Raw genomic sequence first — 23,501 nt, 5'->3', positions numbered from 1 at the left:
TACGCAGGAAAACTAAAAACAGTTCATTTTTTAACCAAAATTTTTATTAACGACAATCTCAAAACAAAAAAGCCATCGCTAGATGGCTTTATAAGTGCTGAGATTAATCTAGTTTAAACACCGTATGTTTCGCGATAAGCCTTCACTGCTTTCAAGTGTGCTTCCATTTCAGGTTTATCTTGCAAATATTCCACAACATCACTCAATTGAACAATGGCAATAACTGTTGCATCATAATCTCGTTCGACTTCCTGAATTGCAGATAACTCAGCTTTACCTTTTTCCTGACGGTCTAATGCAATCAATACACCCGCAAGTTCTGCGTTATGGGCATTAATAATATCCATGGATTCACGGATCGCGGTACCAGCAGTGATCACATCATCCACCAGCATAATTTTACCTAACAATTCAGAGCCTACTAAACTACCACCTTCACCATGTGTTTTTGCTTCTTTACGATTAAAGCAATAAGGCACATCAATATTATAATCGTTAGACAAAGCAACAGCCGTCGTTGTTGCAATAGGAATACCTTTATAAGCAGGGCCAAACAACAAATCATAAGCAATGCCAGAGTCTTTTAATGCAGCGGCATAGAAACGCCCTAGACGCGCTAAATCACGCCCAGTATTAAACAATCCAGCATTAAAAAAATACGGGCTGATACGCCCTGACTTTAATGTAAATTCTCCGAACTTTAGAACTTGCTTTTCAATTGCAAATTCAATGAATTCTTTTTGATAATCTTTCATGCTTTACTCCACCCTTGTCACTATTTTTATTCTACGATTTGTTTTCAGATACTGATTTCATATTCAACTATCTTGCTAATACTCGCTATCACTACGCTAAATTAAAGCGCATAAAAAAGCCTTCTAATAAATGAAGGCTCATTATAAAGCAAAGAATCGAATAACTATGCTCTACTTGTATTTTTAATTACTTAATGCAGATTAAATACCTGGTTTATAAATCATCATTTGATTATAACCTGCATCTTGTGCTCGATATAAAGCTCGAGCTGCACGTCGCGTTAACTCTTTCTCTGTATAAGTTGGGCTAACTAACATACAAGCAGCACCAATACTCACAGATAATGTATTACTCTTGCCTGAATTCATACATTCAGGTGTCCAACCATTTAACATATAGTAGATCTCAGCAGTGATTGCTTTGATGCCCTCTTCATTGGTATCCGGTAAAAGAATAATAAACTCTTCACCTTCCCAACGCGCTAAAATATCAGCAGGTCGCTTAACAATGTTTTGCAATCGGCGTGATAGTTCAATTAAACAATTATCACCTTCCAATCGCCCAAAACGTTCATTAACATCTTTAAAATTATCGATATCAACAATGATTAATGAAAGCATCTCTTTAGAACGTTGCCCACGGCTCCACTCTTTTTTAAGTTGTGCTTTAAAATAGGTTCGATTAGGCAATTCTGTTAAATAATCGTGTATTGCCAATGCTTCCAATTTAGCTTTCATTATCGCTAATTTTTTATTTGAAACCTTGGAATAATATAAACCAAACAATAAAAACAAAATAAATATGGTAAAAAAAGCAATCAAAACGATATAACCAGAAACATCTTCGTCTTTTTCATACAAAACCGGAGACCAACGATTAAGAATATATTCCTGCTCCTGCAGCTCAATAGAGGCCAGTAACTTATTAAAGATATCTAACAAAACAATATTATTTTTTGCTACTGCCAAAGAAAATGAAAACTCACTTTCAAACTTCTCTACCACTTTAAATTCAGGATAAGTATTTTGAATTTTTTTAGCTATAACAGGCAAAGCATCAATAAACCCATAAATTTCACCTTGTCTGATAGCTTTAAAACCTGCTGCTATTGAATCATATTCTTTGAGTTTTACACCTTCATATAAATTTTCAAATGTTTCTTTATATGCATACCCTTTTACAATTCCGAGAGGTTTATGCAGCACCTGTTGTAATTTATAAGGAGGATTATTTTGATGAGTAACGAGTACAGAGGGAAAGCGCAAATAGGGGAATGTAAAAGACATTGTCTTTCGTCGTTGTGGCGTTTTACTGATCACTGGAATGAAATCACACTTGCCTTCGGCAAAAAAATCTAAAGATTGTTGCCATGTTTCAGTTTCTACTAACGTAATCTCATTGGTGATATTTTTACTAAATGTTTTAATAAAATCAGCACCGATACCAACATATTGCCCTTCTTCTATCGCTTCAATAGGCAGCCAATCTGGATCCACGCACATTTTAAATTGCTTATGATCTTCAAGGTATTGATTTTGACGAGTTGAGAAAGTAACACGCTGCTCTTGAAAGCTATTTTTATGCCTTAATGCTGCCGATGTACTTAACAATGACCATTTTTTATGTAGATCTCTTAATTCTGTTCGCGTGATCGCTAATAAGCCTTTATCTAAAATATTGCGCAGTATCGGCTTATCTTTGGGCACTGCCATAAATTGTGGTGAATAACTGACTATTTGATGGTCATACAGAGGAATGTTCTTAACGCCTTTAATTGCTGATCCTTGTAGATAAAAATTAATCGTATCAAAAGTATCTAATACACCATCAACATGCCCTAATCTTAACTGCTCAATGGCCTGTGCTGTATCTTTAGTAGTTGTCAGTCGAATACGAGGATATTTATTTTGAATGGACTCTTGATAGGAAAAGCCTTCCACAACAGCTAATGAATCAATGTTACTAAAGTCTGGCTTTAGTTTTTTATTATCATTTAATAACAAACCATCCAATGCAGTTAACGAGTGGTAACGAGTGTAGATCGCATATTCTTCGCGGGAGGGCGTTATCTTGATGTTAGTAATAACATCAATTTCTTTATTTTTTAATTTTGCTAAGTATTCACTCCACTGATAACCAGCAACAAATTCAATTTCTAAGCCTACTTTCTTAGCAACTAAGCGGATTAAATCATTACTATATCCAGATGCTCGGCCTTTATCGATAAAGTTAAATGGATACCAAGCACTTTCTGCGTGCACTCTAATAGAAGGATTTTTTTGTAGGTATGCTTGCTCTTCATGGGTAAGATCAGCAGTTCTCAACAAAGTATTTGCCACTGCCACTTCTACGCTAGATATCGCAGCAAGGCAAAAGCCAATCAATAATGAAAAATGAGATAACAAGCGAGACATACAAAACCCTATTATTAAGACCGAGGGATTTTATCAGACACTGACAGTAAATGCTGAAATTGTGAACAAAAAACAAGTTGTAAGCGATAAGCTGTGACGCGGTTAACATGTGACTGTTACATTTAACATAAAACCGCTTTCATTATCATTTTACTAACAAGCTGATTACTTCAATTCTCCCTTTGATAATCTATCAATATCTAAAATAGTCATTTGCTGAGGCAAAGTTAAAGGCGCCTCTTTAACAAAGTTTTTCCCTTTCACTTGCACTATAATTTGCTGCGTATTTTTGTCATCAAAGAATAACGATGAATAATAATCTTGAACTTGTTTTAGGGTTATTGCTTCTAATACATGCACATAATCAAGTTTTGTATCTATCTCTTTTTTATTATCCATCCACTCATTAGTTAGATATGAAAACTCACCACCTAAGCTATTGGGTTTAGTTAAATAATTGGCGATATGAGCATGTTTAATTTCTTCAAAATCATCTTCTTTAGTCTGCATTAAAGTCACTTTAAAGTTCTCTAAAAATACTTTAAAGCGCCCATATAGAGCAGCACTTCCGATCGCTGGGCTTTGCGTAAATAACCCAAAAGCAATACTGTCTTCTACTTCAAAACTAGCCGTAAAAGGCGAGTAAGTAAGTTGTTCTTGTGTACGGATTTGATTGTAAAAAGCAGGCTTAAGTAATTTATTAAGTAATTCAGCTTTAGCAAATGAGATCGCCCCTTCACTTTTAGCTAAATAAACGCTCACTAATGCGTCATCTTCTTTATCTGAATGACGAGAGAAGTTTAAAGGACCTTGTTTAGGCTCGGCATTTAAGCGTTTAATTTTATAAAAAGCATTTTCCTGTATTTGAATTTTCTTTTTCAGTTGATCGGTAACACTCAATACATCCACAGTTGAAAAGTTACCTAAAGCCAATAAACGTACACTAGATTGTGAAAAGATCTCATCAACCAATGATAATAAGTCGGCTGGTGTAACGTGTTCAATTTGCGCTAGTAAGGTTTTATCTGACCACGCAGGTTGGCGTATTACTTTTCTAAAACCATCCAATGCTAAATCCATTGGTTTACTTTTGGCTCTGTTTTTTAAACGTCGTTTTAACTCTTGTTTTGATAGATTAAGTGTTTGTTCATCCACCCTCAGTTGATGAATATGATCAAGTAAAATGAATAATAACTGACTTTGTTTATCGCTATAACCACGCGTATTAATAAACAAACCATTACTGTTACTCACAGAGAAACCTAACCCTGCCTCCTGAGTAATAAAGCTTAAGTCAGATAATTGTTTTTGGATAATATCCAATAGCAAACTCATTTTAACTCTATCTTTCGGGCTTCGATCATTAAGGCTATTATTTAACTGTAATTTATAGATCCCTTTAGGTTCGTTAAGTTGACTTTGTTTCATCCAAACCGATAATCCAGGTTGTTCAACTAGATGTAATGCTTCTTTATTTTTGCCTTCATTCACCAAAGTTAAATCTTCAGGCAACCATTCGTTACTCACAGGCAGTGTCATAGCGGACTCAATACTTTGTGCATCTTGCAGCCAAGCTTGTAAACGCAGATCAGGAATTTTAGCCTTTGAGTATTGGCCGTGATAAAAAGGAATATCGGTATCAACAACGGCATCTGGTGACATTAAGAATAAACGACTATTTTCAGGTGTTAAATAATTTAATACTTGCTGAATAAAGTCAACTTTAAAACCATCTAAACGGAAGGAATAAGACAAGATATCAGCCAAGGGATATTTTTGCATCGTTGACGATAAAGACATTACATAGTTAAAGCCTGAATTTTTAGGCAGAAATTGAAAATAATTATCTAAGCTTTTTTTCTGCTGCGAATATTGTAATTGATTAACGCCTTTTTCTTTTATTAAATTAATATAAGCAAATAGACTTGCGATCACTGTGTCTTGTTCAAGTAATCCTTTTTGGGTTAACTTAAAGGTCATACTGAATTGAGAATATTCATCACTTTGTGTGCTATAAAAACTTGCCCCAACCGATTCTGTTAGTCCTTTATTTTTTAAATAATCAGACAATCCTCCCTTATGATCTGAGCCTAATAAGCGACTAATATAGCCACCTGGTTGATACATATATTCGTCTTTAAGACTTGGAACAAGGAAGTTAACTTGTAGAAATTTCAGATCCGCCGTTGGTTTCATTTTCACTTCAACAGCCAACTGCTGTTCGGTGATCAAAGGGGTGATAATCACTGGCTTTGTGACGTTATTATTTGGGATCTGTGTTAGATATTTAACCGCAATTTTTTGCATCTCTTCAATGGAACGCGGACTTGTTAAAGCAACTTTCATGATATTAGCTGAGTAATACTGTTTGAAAAAACGTTCTAATGCTTGTTGCAAGTTACTATTGGGTTTATCAACTAAAGTACTTAAGTCACCAGTGCTAAAACGCGACATTGGATGCTCGGGATTTAATGAATAACGCTGTAAAGCATAAAGCTTGCGCATATCATTATCATAGTTCGTTTTATGCTCAGCATTAACGGTATGACGCTCTTTTTCTGCGTATTTTTCATCTAATAAAGGCGCTCTCATTACATCAGCCAATCTATCTAAGGCTTCTGCAAATACGTTGTCATTTACTTCAAATCCATACACAGTTTCATCTTGCGCAGTGTAAGCATTGGTATACCCGCCATTTTGACTCATAAACTTACTGTAAGCATTGATGATTGGGTATTTTTCTGAGCCGAGAAACAGCATATGCTCTAAATAATGTGCTAAACCGAGTTGCGAGTCAGGATTATGCATGCTGCCAATAGGAACAGATAAAGAGGCAGCACTATTTTTTAAATCAGGATCGGAAACCAATAATACCTGTAAATCATTAGCAAGACGGATCACTTGATAATCGCGTGTGTCATTAGGGCTAGTAACAATAGGTTTATCGATAATTTCAAATGGCTGCATATTATTCTCGGTGGCTTGTGCTGAAAGGGAGCTTAAAAAAGTAAGTGTAATTAAACCAATACTTCGAACAAAATTCTTAGGAAACATTAAGTGATCTCTTTATAACCATGTGAAATAGTTATTCCTATAGACATGGTAAAATTAAAATAGTTGCGCGGAGGCCTCTTGCTTATATCTGCAACCAGAAAGTCGTGGGTCCATCATTGGTCGAGGTGACTTGCATATCAGCAGCAAAAATACCATTTTCAACATGGCAACCTAACTCAATACACTGCTGACTAAACAGTTCGTATAAACGCCTAGCCTCATCTGGCTCAGCACCATTAGTAAACCCTGGACGATTACCTTTCTTGGTTTCGGCCGCAAGGGTAAATTGAGAAATAACGAGTAAATCCCCACCTGCTTGTTGTACGTTTAGGTTCATTTTTCCATTGTCATCGGCAAAGATTCGATATGCTAATACTTTTTCAGCTAATCGTTGGCATTGTTTATCTGTGTCACCTTTCTCTACACCTAATAGGACTAACAACCCACTTTTAATAGAGCCTACAATTTCATTTTCTACGCTAACCGAAGCATTGGTTACGCGTTGAATCATAGCAATCATTGTTCATCCTCAATAGGGTGGTCGTGTTTTTGTAAAAAGTCTTCTAGTGTTGAAGTCACTTCTGCGCCAATCAATACAATTAACCAACTAAAATATATCCAAACAAACATAATGGGAATAACCGCAAGAGCACCATAAATGATTTGTTGTGAAGGGAAATTAGTAATATATAAAGTAAATAAGTCGGTTGCAAAATTAAATAAAAATGCTGCAACAAAACCACCAATTAAAGCATAGCGGAAACTAACTCGTTGATTTGGGACTAAAGTATATACCCCCGCAAAAGCTAACCATGAGAACGCAAATGGCATGAAACTTAAAAAATGCTGACCTACAGATAAAAAACCATCCGCTTTTACGGTTGAAAAAATATAAGAACTCAAGGCAATACTACCACCAATAATAATTGGGCCTAGACTTAGAATCGTCCAATAAATAGTAAATGCCTGTACCATTGAGCGCTTATTTGTACACCGCCATATGCGATTAATGGTTTGGTCGATACTTGAAATCAATAACAATGCAATCACAATCAAAGAAGCAATTCCCATCATGCTCATCTTTTTAGTGTTCGCAATAAACCCTGTCATGTGAACTTTAACCGCTTCTCCGGCTGTTGGGACAAAGTTATTGTAAATCAAATTCTCTATAATTTTATGCAATTCGGAAAACATAGGAAATGCGGATAACATATAAAAAATAACCGCAAGGAAAGGTACAACGGACAATAAAGTCACATAAGCAAGATGTCCTGCTGGTACTTTAATATTATCTTCTTGGCTTCGTTTCCATAGGAAAAAGCAATAATGATAGGCTAATTTAACTTTCTGTAATAACAAGTGCTTACTCAATTGCAAAATAATATCCCTAACCGTGAAAGAATCATTTATAAATTATAAACAAAAAAAAGGTCCTACCGAAGTAAGACCTTAATATTAGAGTATTTTTCGCTTAATAATAACCGAATTAACCCTTACTTGGACGTGCAGCACGTTTACGTTCGTTTTCAGTCAGTAATTTCTTACGAATACGAATGCTTTCAGGTGTTACTTCTACCAACTCATCAACATCAATAAACTCTAACGCTTGCTCAAGTGTTAGTTTAATTTCTGGTGACAATGTTTGTGCTTCATCTGTACCAGATGCACGTACGTTAGTAAGTTGCTTACCTTTCACACAGTTTACTGTTAAATCATTAGCACGGTTATGAATACCGATAATTTGACCTTCATATACTTCTGTACCATGACCTAAGAATAGGCGACCACGATCTTGTAAGAAGAATAAAGAGTAAGTAACCGCTTTACCCGCTTGGTTTGAAACCAATACACCATTTTGGCGTTGACCAATAGTACCGCCTTTATGAGGACCGTAATGATCAAAGCTATGGTATAAAAGACCAGAACCAGAAGTGATTGTCATAAATTCAGTTTGGAAACCGATTAAACCACGACTTGGAATCATAAAGTCTAAACGAACACGTCCTTTACCATCAGGGATCATATTAGTTAGTTCCGCTTTACGGATACCTAATTGCTCCATGATAGAGCCTTGATGCTCTTCTTCACAGTCAACAGTCAATGTTTCCATTGGCTCATGTAGTTGGCCGTCAATTATCTTCTCAATTACTTCAGGACGAGATACTGCTAATTCGTAACCTTCACGACGCATGTTCTCGATTAAGATACCTAAGTGTAATTCACCACGACCTGATACTTTAAATTTATCAGGATCTTCTGTTTCTTCTACTTTAAGTGCAACGTTATGTACTAGCTCTTTGTGTAGACGATCTAAGATATTACGTGAAGTAACGTATTTACCTTCTTTACCACAGAATGGAGAAGTATTTACTTGGAATGTCATTGTTACCGTTGGTTCATCAACTGTTAACGGTGGTAATGCTTCAACATTGGTTTGAGCACAGATAGTGTCAGAGATTTTAAGCTCGCCTAAACCACTGATTGCGATGATGTCACCCGCTTCTGCGACTTCAACATCATGACGCTCAAGACCTAAATAACCTAATACTTGGCCAACTTTACCTTTACGTTCTTTACCGTCAGCACCCACAATAGTAACTTGTTGATTAACTTTAACGTTACCACGTGTAATACGGCCAACACCGATTACACCAACATAAGAGTTGTAATCAAGTTGAGAAATTTGCATTTGGAAATCGCCTTCGCGATCCGCTTCTGGTGGCGCAACAGTATCAACGATAGTCTGGAATAAATCTTCCATGTCATCTTTTTTCTCGTCCATATCAATACTTGCCCAGCCGTTTAATGCAGAAGCATAAACAACTTGGAAGTCTAATTGGTCATCAGTTGCACCTAGGTTATCGAACAAATCAAATACTTGATCCATTACCCACTCAGGACGTGCGCCTGGTTTGTCAATTTTGTTAATAACAACAATTGGCTTAAGGCCATGTGCGAATGCTTTTTGTGTTACGAAACGCGTTTGTGGCATTGGACCATCAACCGCATCAACAATAAGACAAACACTATCAACCATAGATAGAATACGCTCTACTTCACCACCGAAATCGGCATGTCCAGGTGTATCTACGATATTGATATGGTAATCGTTCCATACGATTGCCGTGTTTTTTGCAAGGATGGTAATACCACGTTCTTTTTCAAGATCGTTAGAGTCCATTACACGTTCTTCAGAACCACCGCGTGAATCTAATGTACCAGACTGCTCTAACAGTTTATCAACCAATGTTGTTTTACCATGGTCAACGTGAGCAATAATGGCAATATTTCTTAATTTATCTAACGACATGATGCGCCTCAAAAATAACTACTAATTAAAAATACCAATTAAATAAAAACAGCATTTCCCACTTTTATTTAATTGGTATAAAAAGAAATGGACTATGACAGCATAAAAGTGACATAGCCAAATGTGCGCACATTGTAAACATAATTTCAAAAATAGAAAGTTTTAAGTCGATCACAGTTAGCTTAAATGCTGAAAAAGGTTAAAAAAGTAGACAGGTATTCAGCCACAAGACAAAAAGCACCAATATGGATCGCGATCGCACCAACATGGTGCTAAAATAGTAATAATTGCGCATATCGGAAAATGGAAACCTAGGTATAATGAAATTCGTCAAGTGAATTTCACTTTTGTTTCTTGGCTGCAATGTAAGTTCAGAATTACGATAAAGTGTTTTTTTATTATGAAAAACGCTTTATTCCTTCAACATTTTTAATGTCAAATGAGGTTTTACAACATGTCTGTACAAACAATCCAGGACGTTCTTACTCTAATTGAAGAGCAAGACGTAAAGTTCGTTGATTTACGCTTTACTGATACACATGGTAAAGAGCAACACGTATCAATTCCACACCACCAAGTCACTGAAGATTTCTTTGAAGAAGGTAAAATGTTCGATGGTTCTTCAATTGCAGGCTGGAAAGGTATCCAAGATTCAGACATGGTATTAATGCCTGTACCTTCTACCGCTGTACTTGACCCATTTACAGACGATGCGACACTCAACTTGCGTTGTGACGTATTAGAGCCAAAAACAATGCTAGGTTACGATCGAGACCCTCGCTCTGTTGCTAAACGTGCTGAAGCTTACATGCGTTCAACAGGGATTGCAGATACCGTTCTATTTGGTCCTGAACCAGAGTTTTTCTTATTTGACGATGTTAAATACGGTAACAGTATCGCAGGTGCATTCTATTCAATCGATGCAAAAGAAGCTGCATGGAATTCAGGTACTTCATATGAAGAAGGTAATACAGGTCACCGTCCTGGTATCAAAGGGGGTTATTTCCCTGTCGCGCCTGTTGATTCCGCTCAAAACATCCGTTCTGCAATGTGTTTAATCATGGAAGAAATGGGCTTAGTTGTTGAAGCACATCACCATGAAGTTGCGACTGCCGGTCAAAATGAAATTGCTTGTCGTTTCAATACGATGGTTGAAAAAGCAGATGAAATTCAAATCTACAAATATGTCGTTCATAACGTGGCTCACGCATACGGTCAGACAGCGACTTTCATGCCTAAACCATTAGTTGGCGATAACGGCTCTGGTAACCATTGTCACCAATCTTTAGGTAAAGATGGCGTTAACTTGTTCTCTGGTGATCAATACGGCGGCCTTTCTGAAATGGCGCTTTATTACATTGGCGGTATCATCAAACATGCGAAAGCAATCAATGCATTTACTAATGCATCAACAAATTCGTACAAACGCCTTATTCCAGGCTTTGAAGCTCCTGTAATGCTTGCTTACTCAGCGGGTAACCGTTCAGCATCGATTCGTATTCCAATTGTACCAACGGCCCGTGCAGCGCGTATTGAAGTACGTTTCCCTGACCCAACAATGAACCCTTACCTAGGTTTCTCTGCAATGTTGATGGCGGGTCTTGATGGTATCAAAAATAAAATTCACCCAGGTGAATCTTTAGATAAAGACTTATATGATCTTCCTAAAGAAGAAGCTGATGCAATCCCACAAGTTGCTGTTTCTTTCGAAGAAGCACTAGCAGCACTGGATGCGGATCGTGATTTCCTTCTTGAAGGCGGCGTTTTCTCAAATGAAGCTATCGATGCATTTATTGAGCTTAAAACGAAAGAATGTGAAGCAGTTTCTCAAGCAACACATCCAAAAGAGTTTGACTTATACTACAGCGTATAATCTAAAGCCGTTGAGCTTATAATAAATTCAAAGGACTACTTCGGTAGTCCTTTTTTATTTTAAAAACAAACTATTACATTCAACCTAATGCGCATAATTCTTTTCAACTGGGCATTATTTATCAGTTGCACTCAAATTTTAACCAACATGGTCTATTTCTTGCTTTATTTATAGTAATTTTTACGTTTAAACCTTTTTCAATCACTACGTTGTTAGCAACAACGCTATGTATAACAAGCAGGAGCCTTACATGAGTGGAAATCAAGTCCGCCTTCAAGCAATTGAGCAAATTACTAATCGTGCACCAAAAGAGGTCGCTCTAACTGAGCCACTAAGTAAAATTTGGGCAACAGACGTTTTTAACTTCCAAAAAATGGAAGAAGCATTGTCTAAAAGCGCTTTTAAAGCGATTAAAAAGACAGTTCAAACAGGTAAAGCATTAGACGCTGCGACTGCAGATATTGTTGCTGCTGCAATGAAAGATTGGGCTTTATCTAAAGGTGCTAAATTTTTCTCTCACGTTTTCTACCCAATGACGAATGCAACAGCTGAAAAACATGATGCATTTATTCTAACCAATTCAGATGGCGCTGCAATTAACGAATTCACAGGCACATTATTAATTAAAGGCGAACCAGATGGTTCTTCTTTCCCTAATGGTAGCCTACGTATGACTAACGCTGCACGTGGTTATACTGCATGGGATCCAACAAGCCCTGCATACATTCAGCAAACAGCGAATGGTGCAACATTAATGATCCCAAGTGTATTCATGTCTTGGACTGGTGAAGCGCTAGATAAAAAAATCCCACTTTTACGCTCTAATTCAGCAATGAATGAAGCTGCTCAAAAAGTACTTTCATTAATGGGTGAGACTGAGATTGCAGACTTAAACTCAAGCTGTGGTCCAGAGCAAGAATACTTTTTAGTAGATGAAAACTTTGCTAATGCACGTCCTGATCTACTATTAGCAGGCCGTACTTTATTTGGTGCTTCACCAGCTAAAGGTCAACAATTTGATGACCATTACTTCGGTGCAATCCCAGCTCGTGTTCAAGTGTTCATGCAAGACTTTGAAGACAAACTATACAAGTTAGGTATCCCAGCTAAAACTCACCATAACGAAGTTGCACCAGGTCAATTTGAAATTGCTCCTTACTACGGCGCAGCAAACGTAGGTGCTGACCAACAGCAATTATTAATGACAACAATGAAGCAAACTGCGAAAGAGCACGGCTTCCTATGTCTATTACATGAAAAACCATTTGCCGGCATTAATGGTTCAGGTAAACACGTTAACTGGTCTGTTGGTAACAGCACACAAGGTAACTTACTTGATCCAGGTAAAACGCCTCACAGCAACTTACAATTCTTATTATTCTGTGGTGCGGTTATTCGTGGTGTACATAAATACGGTCCTTTATTGCGTGCAGTTATTGCAACGGCGTCAAATGATCATCGTTTAGGTGCAAATGAAGCTCCACCAGCAATTATGTCAGTTTACTTAGGTGACCAATTAGAGAAAGTATTCGAAGACATCAAAGCAGGTAAATTAACTGGCTCTACAGATGGCGGCGAAATGGACCTAGGTCTTGCTCAAATTCTTAACTTTGACCGTGATCCAGGTGACCGTAACCGTACTTCACCATTTGCTTTCACTGGTAACCGTTTTGAGTTCCGTGCAGTTGGTTCATCACAATCAGTTTCTGGTCCATTAGTCGCAATGAACACTATGCTTGCTGATTCACTAAACTGGATTGCTGATAAGTTAGAAGTAGCATTAGCTAAACAAGATCAAACTGCTGCTGTTATCTCTGTATTAAAAGAGTTAATGGAAGAGCACGGTAATGCAGTATTTGGCGGTGACGGTTATTCTTCAGAATGGCATAAAGCTGCAGTTGAAGAGCGTGGTTTATTAAACATCCCTACAACAGCGGATGCACTTCCACACTTCATGTCTGAAAATATTGTTGGTTTATTCGAAAGAACAGGTGTTTTATCACCAGTTGAACTAGAAAGCCGTTACGAAGTTTATGCAGAACAGTACAACTTAACAATTGAAGTTGAATCAAAATTAGTTGCTGACATTGCAAAAACTAAAATTTACCCAGCAGCAATTGCTTACTTATCAGAGCTAACTCATGCATCTGTATCAGTTGCAGACTTAGGGATTGAATTAGATACAACAATCACTAAAGAAGTTGCTGAGCACACAAATGGTTTATTAGCAGCAGTCACTAAGCTTGAAGCTGAAGTAACTAAACATGACTTCGCTGATGCTGAAGCACATATGCGTCATAGTGCAGATACACTTATTCCATTAATGGTAGAAGTACGTACTCACGCAGATGCACTTGAATTATTAGTTGCAGATGAACTATGGCCATTACCTAAATATCAAGAAATGTTATTTATTAAGTAATAGCAGTACTCAATAATTTAAGTACTAAGGCCAAGCAAGAAGTGAGCATCTCTCACTTCTTGCTCTTTTATTCATTTAAAAACGCATCAATATTGATTTAAATAAAAGGTTTCAATCAATACTTTCCTTAATAAATGATCATATATTACATTAAATACTAACAACCTAATTTAAGTTGTGTTTATAGTATGACTCTTTATTACCCAAGCTCTTTATATGACTGGCAATCTCTAACGCTATTAAGGTTTTATATAATGAAGTTTTCCAGTGCACCTTTAATTAATTAGATTTTAAAAATATGTTTAATGAACCCAGCACAAACCTTACATTTATTTTTCTTGAAGAAGCTAAAACCGCTTTTGTAGCCTTAGATGCCTCTCTGAACTTAATTTATGCAAATCCAGCCAGTGAGCAGCTACTTTCGCAAAGTAAACAACGTTTATATCAACAAAATTTAAAAACACTTGCAGAACAATTTCATTTTTCAACGGATTCTATTGAAAACTTATTAGGTGAAAAATCTTCTTTTACTGAAAATGAAATCACATTACTTGTAGACGGTCATCCACTTTTAATCAATTTAAGTGCAAGTTACTTAGGACTTAAAACCGAAGAGTATGTGATCATAGAAATGCGTGGAATCGATCAGCAAAAACGCATTAGCCAAGTTCATTATCAAGAACATCAACAAAAAGCCGCACAAGAACTTGTACGCGGTTTAGCCCATGAAATTAAAAACCCTTTAGGCGGTTTACGTGGTGCAGCACAATTACTAGAATCAGAGTTGCCAAACCCTGAATTAAAAGAATTTACACAGATTATTATTGAACAAGCAGACCGTTTAAGCGCATTAGTGAACCGACTTTTAGGACCACAAAAAATAGGTACAAAAAGCATACATAATATTCACTCTGTATTAGAAAAAGTACGTAAGCTGGTTAATTTAGATTTGCCTAACAACGTCACTATTCAAATGGATTATGACCCAAGTATTCCTGATTTCGAAATGCAAACAGATCTCTTGCAACAAGCTTTTCTCAATATAGTACAAAATGCTGTACAAGCTTTGCAAAATGAACAAGGAGAGCATACTGTTACCTTACGAACACGTACAGCGCATCAAATAACAATTAACGGTTTACCGCAGCGCTTAGCAACTGAAGTTAAAATTATTGATACGGGCCCTGGTATACCAGAGCATCTAAGAAACACTCTTTTCTATCCAATGGTAACAGGGCGTAAAGACGGTACAGGATTAGGATTATCAATCGCACAAGAATTAATAAAACAACATCATGGTCGAATTGAATTTAACAGCGCTAAAGGTCTTACGGAATTTGCTATTTATTTACCGATGTAAGAGTTCAATTTGTCTTTAAAAAAATAAAGTAAAATAATAAAAATAAGGAATCAAAATGGCCGCTTGGATTGTAGATGATGACCACGCCATTCGTTGGGTATTAGAACGCACATTAAAAGCAGAAAACATTGAATATGCTAGCTTTCCTGATGCTGAATGCTTATGGCAACAATTATTAATAGAGCAACCTGAGATTATTATTTCAGATGTTCGTATGCCAGGGATTGATGGTTTAGAGCTAATGCAAAAGATTCATCAGCGCTACCCACTTATCCCAATTATTATAATGACCGCGCATTCTGACTTAGATAGCGCAGTTAATGCTTATCAAAGTGGTGCCTTTGAATATTTACCTAAGCCTTTTGATATCCATGAAGCGACAGCGCTAATCAAACGCGCTTTAAATCATAGTAAAGAATTAAAACAGCAGAAAAAACCTAATGAACAATCTCTGTTAGCGACACCTGAAATCATTGGTGAAGCGCCTTCAATGCAAGAAGTATTTAGAGTCATAGGGCGTTTATCTCGTTCGAGTATGAGTGTATTAATTAACGGCCAATCGGGAACAGGTAAAGAATTAGTTGCACAAGCTTTACACAAACACAGCCCACGTAAAGAAGAAACTTTCATCGCACTCAATATGGCAGCAATCCCTAAAGAATTAATTGAAGCGGAATTATTTGGCCATGAAAAAGGAGCGTTTACCGGTGCGGCATCGAATCGGCAAGGACGCTTCGAGCAAGCCGATGGTGGAACACTATTTTTAGATGAAATTGGTGATATGCCGTTAGATGTACAGACACGTCTATTACGAGTCTTAGCCGATGGTCAATTCTATCGTGTAGGTGGACACCAAGCGATTAAAGTTGATGTACGTATCATTGCAGCAACTCATCAAAATTTAGAAGAAAAAGTAAAAAGTGGCGATTTTCGAGAAGATTTATTTCATCGTTTAAATGTTATTCGTTTACAACTTCCTGCATTACGAGAGCGACGTGAAGATATACCGTTATTAGCAAATTACTTTTTAAATCAAATTGCTAGCGAACTGAATGTTGAAAGCAAACAATTAACTAAACCAACTCTAGAATATCTAAGCAACTTGCCTTGGCCGGGTAATGTACGCCAATTAGAAAATATTTGTCGTTGGTTAACAGTAATGGCCAGTGGACAAGAAGTGCATATAAGTGACTTACCTCCAGAGCTTAGTGAACAGGAAGCACCACAACAAGCAGGCGAACCTTTGTTATGGCAAGAAAGCCTAAAACAATGGGCCGATGCGCAATTAAGAAATGGTGAAACCAATATTTTAGGCGAGCTATTGCCTGAAGTTGAAAAAATAATGTTACAGAGTGCTCTTAAGCATACTCAAGGTAAAAAACATGAAGCCGCTAAGTTATTAGGTTGGGGGCGTAATACCCTGACACGTAAGTTAAAGGAATTAAACCTTACTGAATAGCGAGCTCACAGCAAGGATTTGAACATTGGAGTTTGTAGATGTTCAAATCCACTATAATGATGAACTAAACATATTGACTGTTAAACACTCACTTCAATTAGCTTGTAACCTTACTTACATCTTTTATTACAAAAGCCTTTCTCGAATAAAATAATCCCGTTAGTCTTTCCCCTATAAAGTGATCCCTATAGCCATCTCAAACGTTAATATAATCAATGATGGATCAATAATTAACGATCAAGGAAAAGTACTATGTTTAATATTCGCTTATCTATCCTCTCTTTTACATATTTATTTGTAAGTCAGTTCGCTCATGCCAATATTGAAGTCACTTTTTTTGAAAGCGCACCCAAAGATAAATTCGTATTAACCAACACCGGTCAATGTATGTTGAAGGATTTAACGGTTAATATTGATCTATCAAACAGCGTTGGAAAGCTTATATTTGATACGACAGCAACTGGCGCAGGAGTGGAAGTGTTCCAACCTTTTCAGATCACAAGGGGAAATTTGAAACTCACCTCTACCGATGTAAAAGACGGTGACTCATTACTCTCCTTAAGCATTACAACCCTAAATGCAAAGGATCACGTCAGTTTCACCATTGATGTAGACGATACGCTGGTACGTAGCGAACTGGGAAATATTCGAGTTTCTGGATCTGAAATCACCAATGCAAACATTCAAATCACAACTGAAAACAAACAAATATCTGCAGCCTCATTTAATAATAAAGGCGAAGCTCTAGCATTACTTCCACCTTGTTAACTAGATGCAAAAAATAGCAAAGTAAGCATACTAAACCTGTGCATAAACAGGTTTATCGCCTAACCACCTTTCAACTAACGGTTTAATATATTCTGGATTTGATTTTATTAAGGTTAACGCTAACTGCTGAACTTGTGGAATAAGAGCTTGATCTCGTAATAAATCAGCGATTTTCATATCAGCAATCCCAGTTTGTTTGGTTCCCAATACTTCACCTGGTCCACGAATAGCAAGATCTTGTTCCGCAATATAAAATCCATCATTACTTTCACGTAATACATTAAGTCGTTTTAACGCCGTTTTGGATAACGGATATTTATATAATAAAACACAATGACTCGTGATATTACCTCGGCCAACACGGCCACGTAATTGATGTAATTGTGCTAAGCCTAAGCGCTCTGGATTTTCAATCACCATCAAACTTGAATTAGGAACATCTACTCCTACTTCAATCACAGTGGTTGCCACTAATAAATCTAATTCACCTGCTTTAAACGCATCCATAACATATTGTTTTTCTGCCGCCTTCATTCTGCCGTGAACTAACCCAATTCGTAAATCAGTTAATGCGAGTTGCAAACTATTAGCTGTATCCTCTGCGGCTTGGCACTCCAATGCTTCTGATTCTTCAATTAGGGTACACACCCAATACGCTTGTCTGTCTTCATTTTTACAAGCTTGATATACTCGTTGAATAATTTCATCTCTTCGAGTATCTGCTAATGCGACCGTCGTGATAGGGGTTCGACCTGGTGGCAATTCATCAATGACAGAAACACTTAAATCTGCATACGCAGTCATTGCTAACGTACGCGGAATAGGCGTTGCAGTCATAGTTAATTGATGTGGTACTAATCCGTTATTAATGCCCTTTTCACGTAAAGATAAACGTTGATGTACGCCAAAACGATGTTGCTCATCAACAATAATTAGAGCGAGGTTTTGAAATTGAACATTATCAGAAAATAAAGCATGGGTTCCCACCACCATTTTCGATAGACCTAGCGCAATATTCTCAGATTGGTCACGTTTTTCTTTTACTTTCATTTTGCCTGAAAGCATTCCAACACGAATGCCTAAAGGCTCAAACCAATTTTGAAAGTTTAATAAGTGTTGTTCTGCTAGTAATTCCGTCGGTGCCATTAACGCAACTTGATACCCTGCTTCAATGGCCGCTAATGCAGCTAAAGCAGCAACCAAGGTTTTACCTGATCCCACATCACCTTGCACTAAACGCATCATAGGTAAATTGAGTGCTAAGTCTTGTTGAATTTCAAGATTAACACGTTGCTGTGCACCGGTTGGAGAAAAGGGTAATTGATCTAATAGTTTTTTAGATAACTCACCTGTTCCTTTTAAACAAGGAGACTTATATTGTTGTGCCTGCTCCCTTAACGCTAACATACTAATTTGCTGTGCTAATAATTCTTCAATAATTAAACGTTGTTGCGCTGGATGTGTTCGATCTTCTAGCTGGCTAATATCGGTTTCTGGTGACGGCCTATGGACTGTCATTAATGCATCAAATAAGCTAATAGGGTGTGATAAAAGGGCAGTTGGGATCAGTTCTTCTACACTATTTTGTTGAAGGTGCTGGAGAGCTTGCTCTGTTAATTGACGCAGGCTATTTTGTTTCAAGCCTTCTGTCGTAGGGTAAATAGGTGTGAGCACTTCCTCTACTTGCGTTGTTATATTGTCATTTACTAAAGAGTAATCAGGATGTGTGACTTCTAAACCTTGATAACCTCGTCTAAATTCACCAAAGCACTTTATCCATTGCCCTTCTTTAAAACTATTTTTTTGGCCAGCATTAAAATGGAAAAAGTTCAGAGTAGCCATCCCTTCTCCATCACTAATTTTGCATTTTAATATACGACGCTTTCCAAATTGTACTTGGCAACTCACAATTTCACCTTGGATCGAAACTTGCATTCCATCTTTAATATCTTTTATTGGGTAAAGTCGAGTACGATCTTGATAATGTAATGGCAAGTGAAACAGTATATCTTCTACTGAGTTCAGGCCTATTTTACTAAGTCTTTCGGCAACTTTGGCACCAACTCCTTTTAAAGCGGATAAAGGTATCTTATTTAATTTCATTTTTTATCCTAGCAGTTGATGAATTTAATAAATTATAAGTGTTTACAATTATTTTAGACTTCTTTTACAGGTTAACTATATAATACAAAAGCCTACAGTCTTAATTTTGAAAAATTTACTTAGTTTATTGAATCTTAATAGTAAGTAAACATATAGCGGCTCAAAAATAATGTAAACACGCTTACAATTAAAATATTCGTGAGTATATTTTTTACATAGGTAAAGGACAATAATTAATGTTTTTTAAAATTAAAAAAATACATTTTATTTTTTGGACTATTCTTTTTTTCAGTCCCACTGCATTTTCTGAAATTAGTGCTTTTGATCAATTCTCAAGCGGCGAGTCTACGGCTCAATTTCCTATGCTTCCTCATAAGCCAACCTACTTATTACCATTTAATTTTAACGAAAAGATCCAAGATTATTTAGTTTATCAAGATGAAAATGGCATTACGCCAGCTCAAAGCACCGAAATAAAGTATCAAGTTAGTTTTAAAGTACCTATGTTTAGCCGTATTGGTGACTTCCCTCTGTCAGCTTATATTGCTTACACTCAAGTGTCTTTTTGGCAGGCTTATAACAGTGACTTTTCATCCCCTTTTCGCGAAACAAACTATGAACCAGAAACCTTTTTATATTGGCAACCTTATAATGAATATTCTTTTCTTGGTACAGACTGGATAATTAAACGCTTTAGTTTAGGTTTAGTTCATCAATCTAATGGCCTTTCTTTACCTGATTCTCGCAGCTGGAATCGATCTTATGCAGGCGCTGTATTTGAGAATAATAATTTCTATATTGCAGGAAAATATTGGCGTCGATTAGATGACTCGGAAGATAATAACCCAGATATATTAGATTACTATGGAAATGGAACTATATCATTCGCTTATTCAAAAGATGGTCATACCTTCTCCATAACAAGTCGAAACAATATACAAAGCCGATTCACTAAAGGTTCGGTGTCGTTATCTTGGAGCTTTCCTGTTCTTGGTAGTTTTAAGGGTTATATACAAGCTTTTTCTGGATATGGAAACAGTCTGATTGAGTATAACGTGCATACTAATACGATAGGTATTGGTATCTCCGTTATCGACTTCCTATAAAGCCTAACTACTTCAATTTAACAATTTGAATTAAATGCTCTGTAATCTCTTTGATTAAAGCGCTTTTTTTATTTGTAAACAAAGGTTGATCACTCTCATTTAAGCTAGCCCATTGAGGGTGTTGTCGCGCTGATTTTAACCACTTAGCCCATGCTTTAGGTAAGCCAGTTTCATTTAAAGCACTACCATCAATAGACATTTTATTAACGCTCGCATGTCCTCGTTGCTGTAACACTGATAATAAATGTAACTGTCGTTTCCATAACACTTGTAGGGTAATATCATCAGCACATAAGTAACGATGCCCTTTTAGTTTAGCCTGTAACTCATCATAATAACGTTGTTTTACCCCCCACAGAACGCCTGCCACACCGCCAACGACAGCAGCAGCACCTAATGTCATGCCTGCGGCAACTAAATCAACAGCAACTCCAACACCGGCACCTTTTACAAAGTTACTAGTTGCCTTAATACCAAACTCTTGTAAGTTATCAGCAGAAAAAAGATCTAACTTCCATTGCCCTTCTTGGATCGGTAATTCATAGAGATCAATATCATGTTGTTTAAACTGATATAAGGTTAATAATTGAGTTAAAGTTTGGCTTTCTAACAGACGTACATTAGCTTGTAATTGCTCACTGACTTGTTGAATACTCTCTTCGTTATTAACAGCTTTAAAACGACAAGCGGCCACTTCTACCAGCAGACTTGCTATCAATTGTTGCGCAGCTTTTTCGCGTTGTAACCATTGTAGTTGACGCTGTTGAATTAACGCTTCAAGTTGCAGGTCATAATCTGCGAGTAAACTTTGCATTTTTTGATAGATCTTCATTTCATCTGAAAATCGAAATACAACACTATCAAAGCTTACAAAAGCATGTAAATTCAATCGTGCAAGTTGCGCCTGCCATACACTAATATTTGCTTCTCCAGCTTCAATAAAATTAAGTACAGGTATAATAGGTTTCGCAGCATAACTTAGAATTTTTAACTCATCTCTGTATTTGCCTAAAATGGGCTCTCTTACATCGATAACATAAAAAATCAAATCGTTACTCAACAAAGCTTTCAGTACTTTGATCTCTTGATCTAGTTCTGGAAATTCATGCTCACGTTGAATAAAAGCTAACAAGCGATCAATACCATCCTCATAACCTGCAGATGATAATTTAGCAAAATCTGAATCAAGTAGACTTAATAGATGAATAGAATCCTCTAACCCAGGAGTATCGTAAATAACCAAGTTATGATTATCATCGATACGGATTTCAGCGCCCTCAACATGGCGCGTTGTTCCAGCTTTATCAGCAATATCCCCAAAACTGGCATCGCGCAATAATGTGCGGATTAATGAAGTTTTACCTGTGTTAGCATGCCCAACTACCGCAACTGACAATAAATGTTTATTCATATTCAGTTCCTTCATGAGTGCCCTTTGGATTATCTTCATGCTGCTCACCGATAATATAAGTCATATTTTTTTCACTAATATTGGCTTTAACCGCGATTTCAATCCAATTTTGCAAACGAGCAAATAACCGAGGATTTTTATCCACTGTTTCCTGCCCTAATATGACCAGATACATTTCACCGCTTATTTTATCACTACATTTTTTGATTAATGTTAACCACCCTCGATCGGGTAAACGAGCGATATCAACAAACACAATAAGACCAGAAAGATGTGAAGACGCTAAAGCAGATAACACTTTTTCTTCGCTTTCTCTATCAATTATATTCAACAATTTCACAGAGTAATGCGCGTTAACAATCTTTAAAGCATCTTGATAAGCCTGTTGTGTTAACTCAATCGCAATCGGAAAAGCATCTAATGGCATACTCATATTGTGATTAAAATCAGCCGCTGGAATCCTTTTGTTGGTATTCTCAGAAATCTGCCTATCTGCATCCTTAATAAATCGAGCATTCATAATCGGATGGATTATATTTTTTAATTGCAAATAGTAAGGCAAAGTAAAATCAGGTTTAAAATTTTTCTGCTTATATTTAATTCGACGATAAAAAATGAAAGTTAAAATTAAACGTGGCATTAACGCATAAATAACTAAGCTAAAAATTAATAAATTAGACCAGTTAACACGATTATATTGAGCCATGTCCACTGAATTTACTGCATTGATACTCGCATAAGCGACTTCCTTAACACTAGGTACTGAAATATTAAGCAGCTCAGGTAAATAGGTAAGTAATTGTGTTAACCATAAAAAAGCATCTTCGTTTAGTATTGTCGTTTGCCAAATAAAATCAACTTGATGTGTTGCCAATACAAGCAATAACGAGAATGTCGCTCCTAGCAAATAACTACACCACCAAAAGTGACTCATAAAGGAGAATTGAGAACGTCCTAAATAACTACCAAAGCGATGATCGAAGTAATATTGAAAAAGAGCAGGATAATATAAATGTTGAGTTGTTATTTTATGTTGTAATTTATCTAGCAAACTTATCAGTGACAAACTGAAACTGGCCACCCAAGTAAAATTAACCACTTTAGATTTAAAGTATAGAAAAAACCAAAGTAAAAGAGAGAGAAAGTTAGGCACAATGAATAATAAAAGTGCCCAAAAAAAGTTAATCTGGCTATTGTTCTCATTCACTAACAACTGTGAAATACTTGTTGCCCCTAAAATTAAAAAGACAAAACACATTAATCCACTTAATAAATTAATTAAGTATTTGAAGTGATTAAAAATAGGTGCTGTTTGGTAACGTAATTCAGCAAGATCAGTACGCTTTAAGACGGCATCCTCAAACTTTAAGTTCTGATATGGCGCTTTAAATTTGTCAGAAGGAGCTGTTTTTTCAATGACACGAATACCTTCCGTTAATAAATGGCGTTGGTATAAGTCCATCAA

Annotated in this window: 15 protein-coding genes; 6 read left to right on the top strand and 9 right to left on the bottom strand. The window is 36.6% G+C overall.

From position 1 onward, the window contains the following. Positions 1-113 precede the first annotated feature (113 nt). From pyrE to typA, 6 genes are all read right to left on the bottom strand, one after another. Entirely contained in the window at positions 114-755 is a 642-nt protein-coding gene (pyrE, locus tag E2R67_RS04145) for an orotate phosphoribosyltransferase (RefSeq protein ID WP_134289666.1), read from the bottom strand. Positions 756-956: 201 nt separating this feature from the next. Next, positions 957-3,170 carry a transporter substrate-binding domain-containing diguanylate cyclase gene (locus E2R67_RS04140; protein WP_134289665.1) on the bottom strand — a complete coding sequence of 738 codons (2,214 nt, stop codon included), beginning with the start codon at positions 3,168-3,170 and terminating at the stop codon, positions 957-959. A 165-nt stretch (positions 3,171-3,335) separates the two neighbouring features. Continuing rightward, positions 3,336-6,224, bottom strand: coding sequence for an insulinase family protein (locus tag E2R67_RS04135; RefSeq protein WP_134289664.1), 2,889 nt, complete (start codon positions 6,222-6,224; stop codon positions 3,336-3,338). Positions 6,225-6,306: 82 nt separating this feature from the next. Further along, complete coding sequence (dtd, locus tag E2R67_RS04130; protein ID WP_134289663.1) at positions 6,307-6,744, bottom strand: D-aminoacyl-tRNA deacylase; 438 nt, start codon at positions 6,742-6,744, stop codon at positions 6,307-6,309. Then, positions 6,741-7,601 (bottom strand): virulence factor BrkB family protein, encoded by an 861-nt coding sequence (locus E2R67_RS04125; protein ID WP_134289662.1) that lies wholly within the window; start codon positions 7,599-7,601, stop codon positions 6,741-6,743. The genes dtd and E2R67_RS04125 overlap by 4 nt, the downstream gene beginning before the upstream one ends. Before the next feature lie 109 nt (positions 7,602-7,710). After that, complete coding sequence (gene typA, locus E2R67_RS04120) at positions 7,711-9,534, bottom strand: translational GTPase TypA (protein ID WP_134289661.1); 1,824 nt, start codon at positions 9,532-9,534, stop codon at positions 7,711-7,713. A gap of 454 nt (positions 9,535-9,988) precedes the next feature. Here typA and glnA point away from each other — a divergent pair, with 454 nt between their 5' ends. The 5 genes from glnA to E2R67_RS04095 all read left to right on the top strand — a co-directional run bounded on the left by glnA (position 9,989) and on the right by E2R67_RS04095 (position 17,416). Next, on the top strand, positions 9,989-11,407 hold the full coding sequence (gene glnA / locus E2R67_RS04115; RefSeq protein ID WP_134289660.1) for a glutamate--ammonia ligase: 1,419 nt from the start codon (positions 9,989-9,991) through the stop codon (positions 11,405-11,407). A gap of 250 nt (positions 11,408-11,657) precedes the next feature. Further along, positions 11,658-13,829, top strand: coding sequence for a glutamine synthetase III family protein (locus E2R67_RS04110; RefSeq protein ID WP_134289659.1), 2,172 nt, complete (start codon positions 11,658-11,660; stop codon positions 13,827-13,829). 298 nt (positions 13,830-14,127) lie between these two features. Continuing rightward, complete coding sequence (gene glnL, locus E2R67_RS04105) at positions 14,128-15,189, top strand: nitrogen regulation protein NR(II) (protein ID WP_134289658.1); 1,062 nt, start codon at positions 14,128-14,130, stop codon at positions 15,187-15,189. Between the two features lie 55 nt (positions 15,190-15,244). Then, positions 15,245-16,648 (top strand): nitrogen regulation protein NR(I), encoded by a 1,404-nt coding sequence (glnG, locus tag E2R67_RS04100; protein ID WP_134289657.1) that lies wholly within the window; start codon positions 15,245-15,247, stop codon positions 16,646-16,648. Positions 16,649-16,900: 252 nt separating this feature from the next. Continuing rightward, positions 16,901-17,416 (top strand): aggregation factor core, encoded by a 516-nt coding sequence (locus E2R67_RS04095; RefSeq protein ID WP_134289656.1) that lies wholly within the window; start codon positions 16,901-16,903, stop codon positions 17,414-17,416. Between the two features lie 30 nt (positions 17,417-17,446). Here E2R67_RS04095 and recG read toward each other — a convergent pair whose 3' ends face one another. After that, on the bottom strand, positions 17,447-19,519 hold the full coding sequence (gene recG / locus E2R67_RS04090) for an ATP-dependent DNA helicase RecG (protein ID WP_134289655.1): 2,073 nt from the start codon (positions 19,517-19,519) through the stop codon (positions 17,447-17,449). 236 nt (positions 19,520-19,755) lie between these two features. Between recG and E2R67_RS04085 the strand changes: the two genes are divergently transcribed. Beyond that, positions 19,756-20,625 carry a phospholipase A gene (locus tag E2R67_RS04085; RefSeq protein WP_134289654.1) on the top strand — a complete coding sequence of 290 codons (870 nt, stop codon included), beginning with the start codon at positions 19,756-19,758 and terminating at the stop codon, positions 20,623-20,625. 7 nt (positions 20,626-20,632) lie between these two features. On the opposite strand, the gene E2R67_RS04080 is transcribed toward E2R67_RS04085, so the two are convergent. Then, entirely contained in the window at positions 20,633-22,036 is a 1,404-nt protein-coding gene (locus E2R67_RS04080; protein ID WP_134289653.1) for a GTPase/DUF3482 domain-containing protein, read from the bottom strand. Continuing rightward, positions 22,029-23,498: a DUF2868 domain-containing protein gene (locus tag E2R67_RS04075; protein WP_134289652.1), complete on the bottom strand. Its 1,470-nt coding sequence runs from the start codon at positions 23,496-23,498 to the stop codon at positions 22,029-22,031. The genes E2R67_RS04080 and E2R67_RS04075 overlap by 8 nt, the downstream gene beginning before the upstream one ends. Positions 23,499-23,501 lie beyond the last annotated feature (3 nt).

The sequence above is a fragment of the Psychromonas algicola genome (assembly GCF_004378355.1).
GTDB lineage: Bacteria > Pseudomonadota > Gammaproteobacteria > Enterobacterales > Psychromonadaceae > Psychromonas.
The sequence above is the reverse complement of the archived record's forward strand: the minus strand, read 5'-3'. Positions and strand labels throughout refer to the sequence as shown.

What these genes read in the sequence shown, in the direction of transcription:
- glnL (WP_134289658.1), top strand. Translation starts at nt 14,128, where the DNA reads ATGTTTAATGAACCCAGCACAAACCTTACATTTATTTTTCTTGAAGAA.
- E2R67_RS04075 (WP_134289652.1), bottom strand. Translation starts at nt 23,498, where the DNA reads ATGGACTTATACCAACGCCATTTATTAACGGAAGGTATTCGTGTCATT.
- E2R67_RS04110 (WP_134289659.1), top strand. Translation starts at nt 11,658, where the DNA reads ATGAGTGGAAATCAAGTCCGCCTTCAAGCAATTGAGCAAATTACTAAT.
- glnG (WP_134289657.1), top strand. Translation starts at nt 15,245, where the DNA reads ATGGCCGCTTGGATTGTAGATGATGACCACGCCATTCGTTGGGTATTA.
- recG (WP_134289655.1), bottom strand. Translation starts at nt 19,519, where the DNA reads ATGAAATTAAATAAGATACCTTTATCCGCTTTAAAAGGAGTTGGTGCC.
- E2R67_RS04135 (WP_134289664.1), bottom strand. Translation starts at nt 6,224, where the DNA reads ATGTTTCCTAAGAATTTTGTTCGAAGTATTGGTTTAATTACACTTACT.
- E2R67_RS04085 (WP_134289654.1), top strand. Translation starts at nt 19,756, where the DNA reads ATGTTTTTTAAAATTAAAAAAATACATTTTATTTTTTGGACTATTCTT.
- dtd (WP_134289663.1), bottom strand. Translation starts at nt 6,744, where the DNA reads ATGATTGCTATGATTCAACGCGTAACCAATGCTTCGGTTAGCGTAGAA.
- pyrE (WP_134289666.1), bottom strand. Translation starts at nt 755, where the DNA reads ATGAAAGATTATCAAAAAGAATTCATTGAATTTGCAATTGAAAAGCAA.
- typA (WP_134289661.1), bottom strand. Translation starts at nt 9,534, where the DNA reads ATGTCGTTAGATAAATTAAGAAATATTGCCATTATTGCTCACGTTGAC.
- glnA (WP_134289660.1), top strand. Translation starts at nt 9,989, where the DNA reads ATGTCTGTACAAACAATCCAGGACGTTCTTACTCTAATTGAAGAGCAA.
- E2R67_RS04080 (WP_134289653.1), bottom strand. Translation starts at nt 22,036, where the DNA reads ATGAATAAACATTTATTGTCAGTTGCGGTAGTTGGGCATGCTAACACA.
- E2R67_RS04095 (WP_134289656.1), top strand. Translation starts at nt 16,901, where the DNA reads ATGTTTAATATTCGCTTATCTATCCTCTCTTTTACATATTTATTTGTA.
- E2R67_RS04140 (WP_134289665.1), bottom strand. Translation starts at nt 3,170, where the DNA reads ATGTCTCGCTTGTTATCTCATTTTTCATTATTGATTGGCTTTTGCCTT.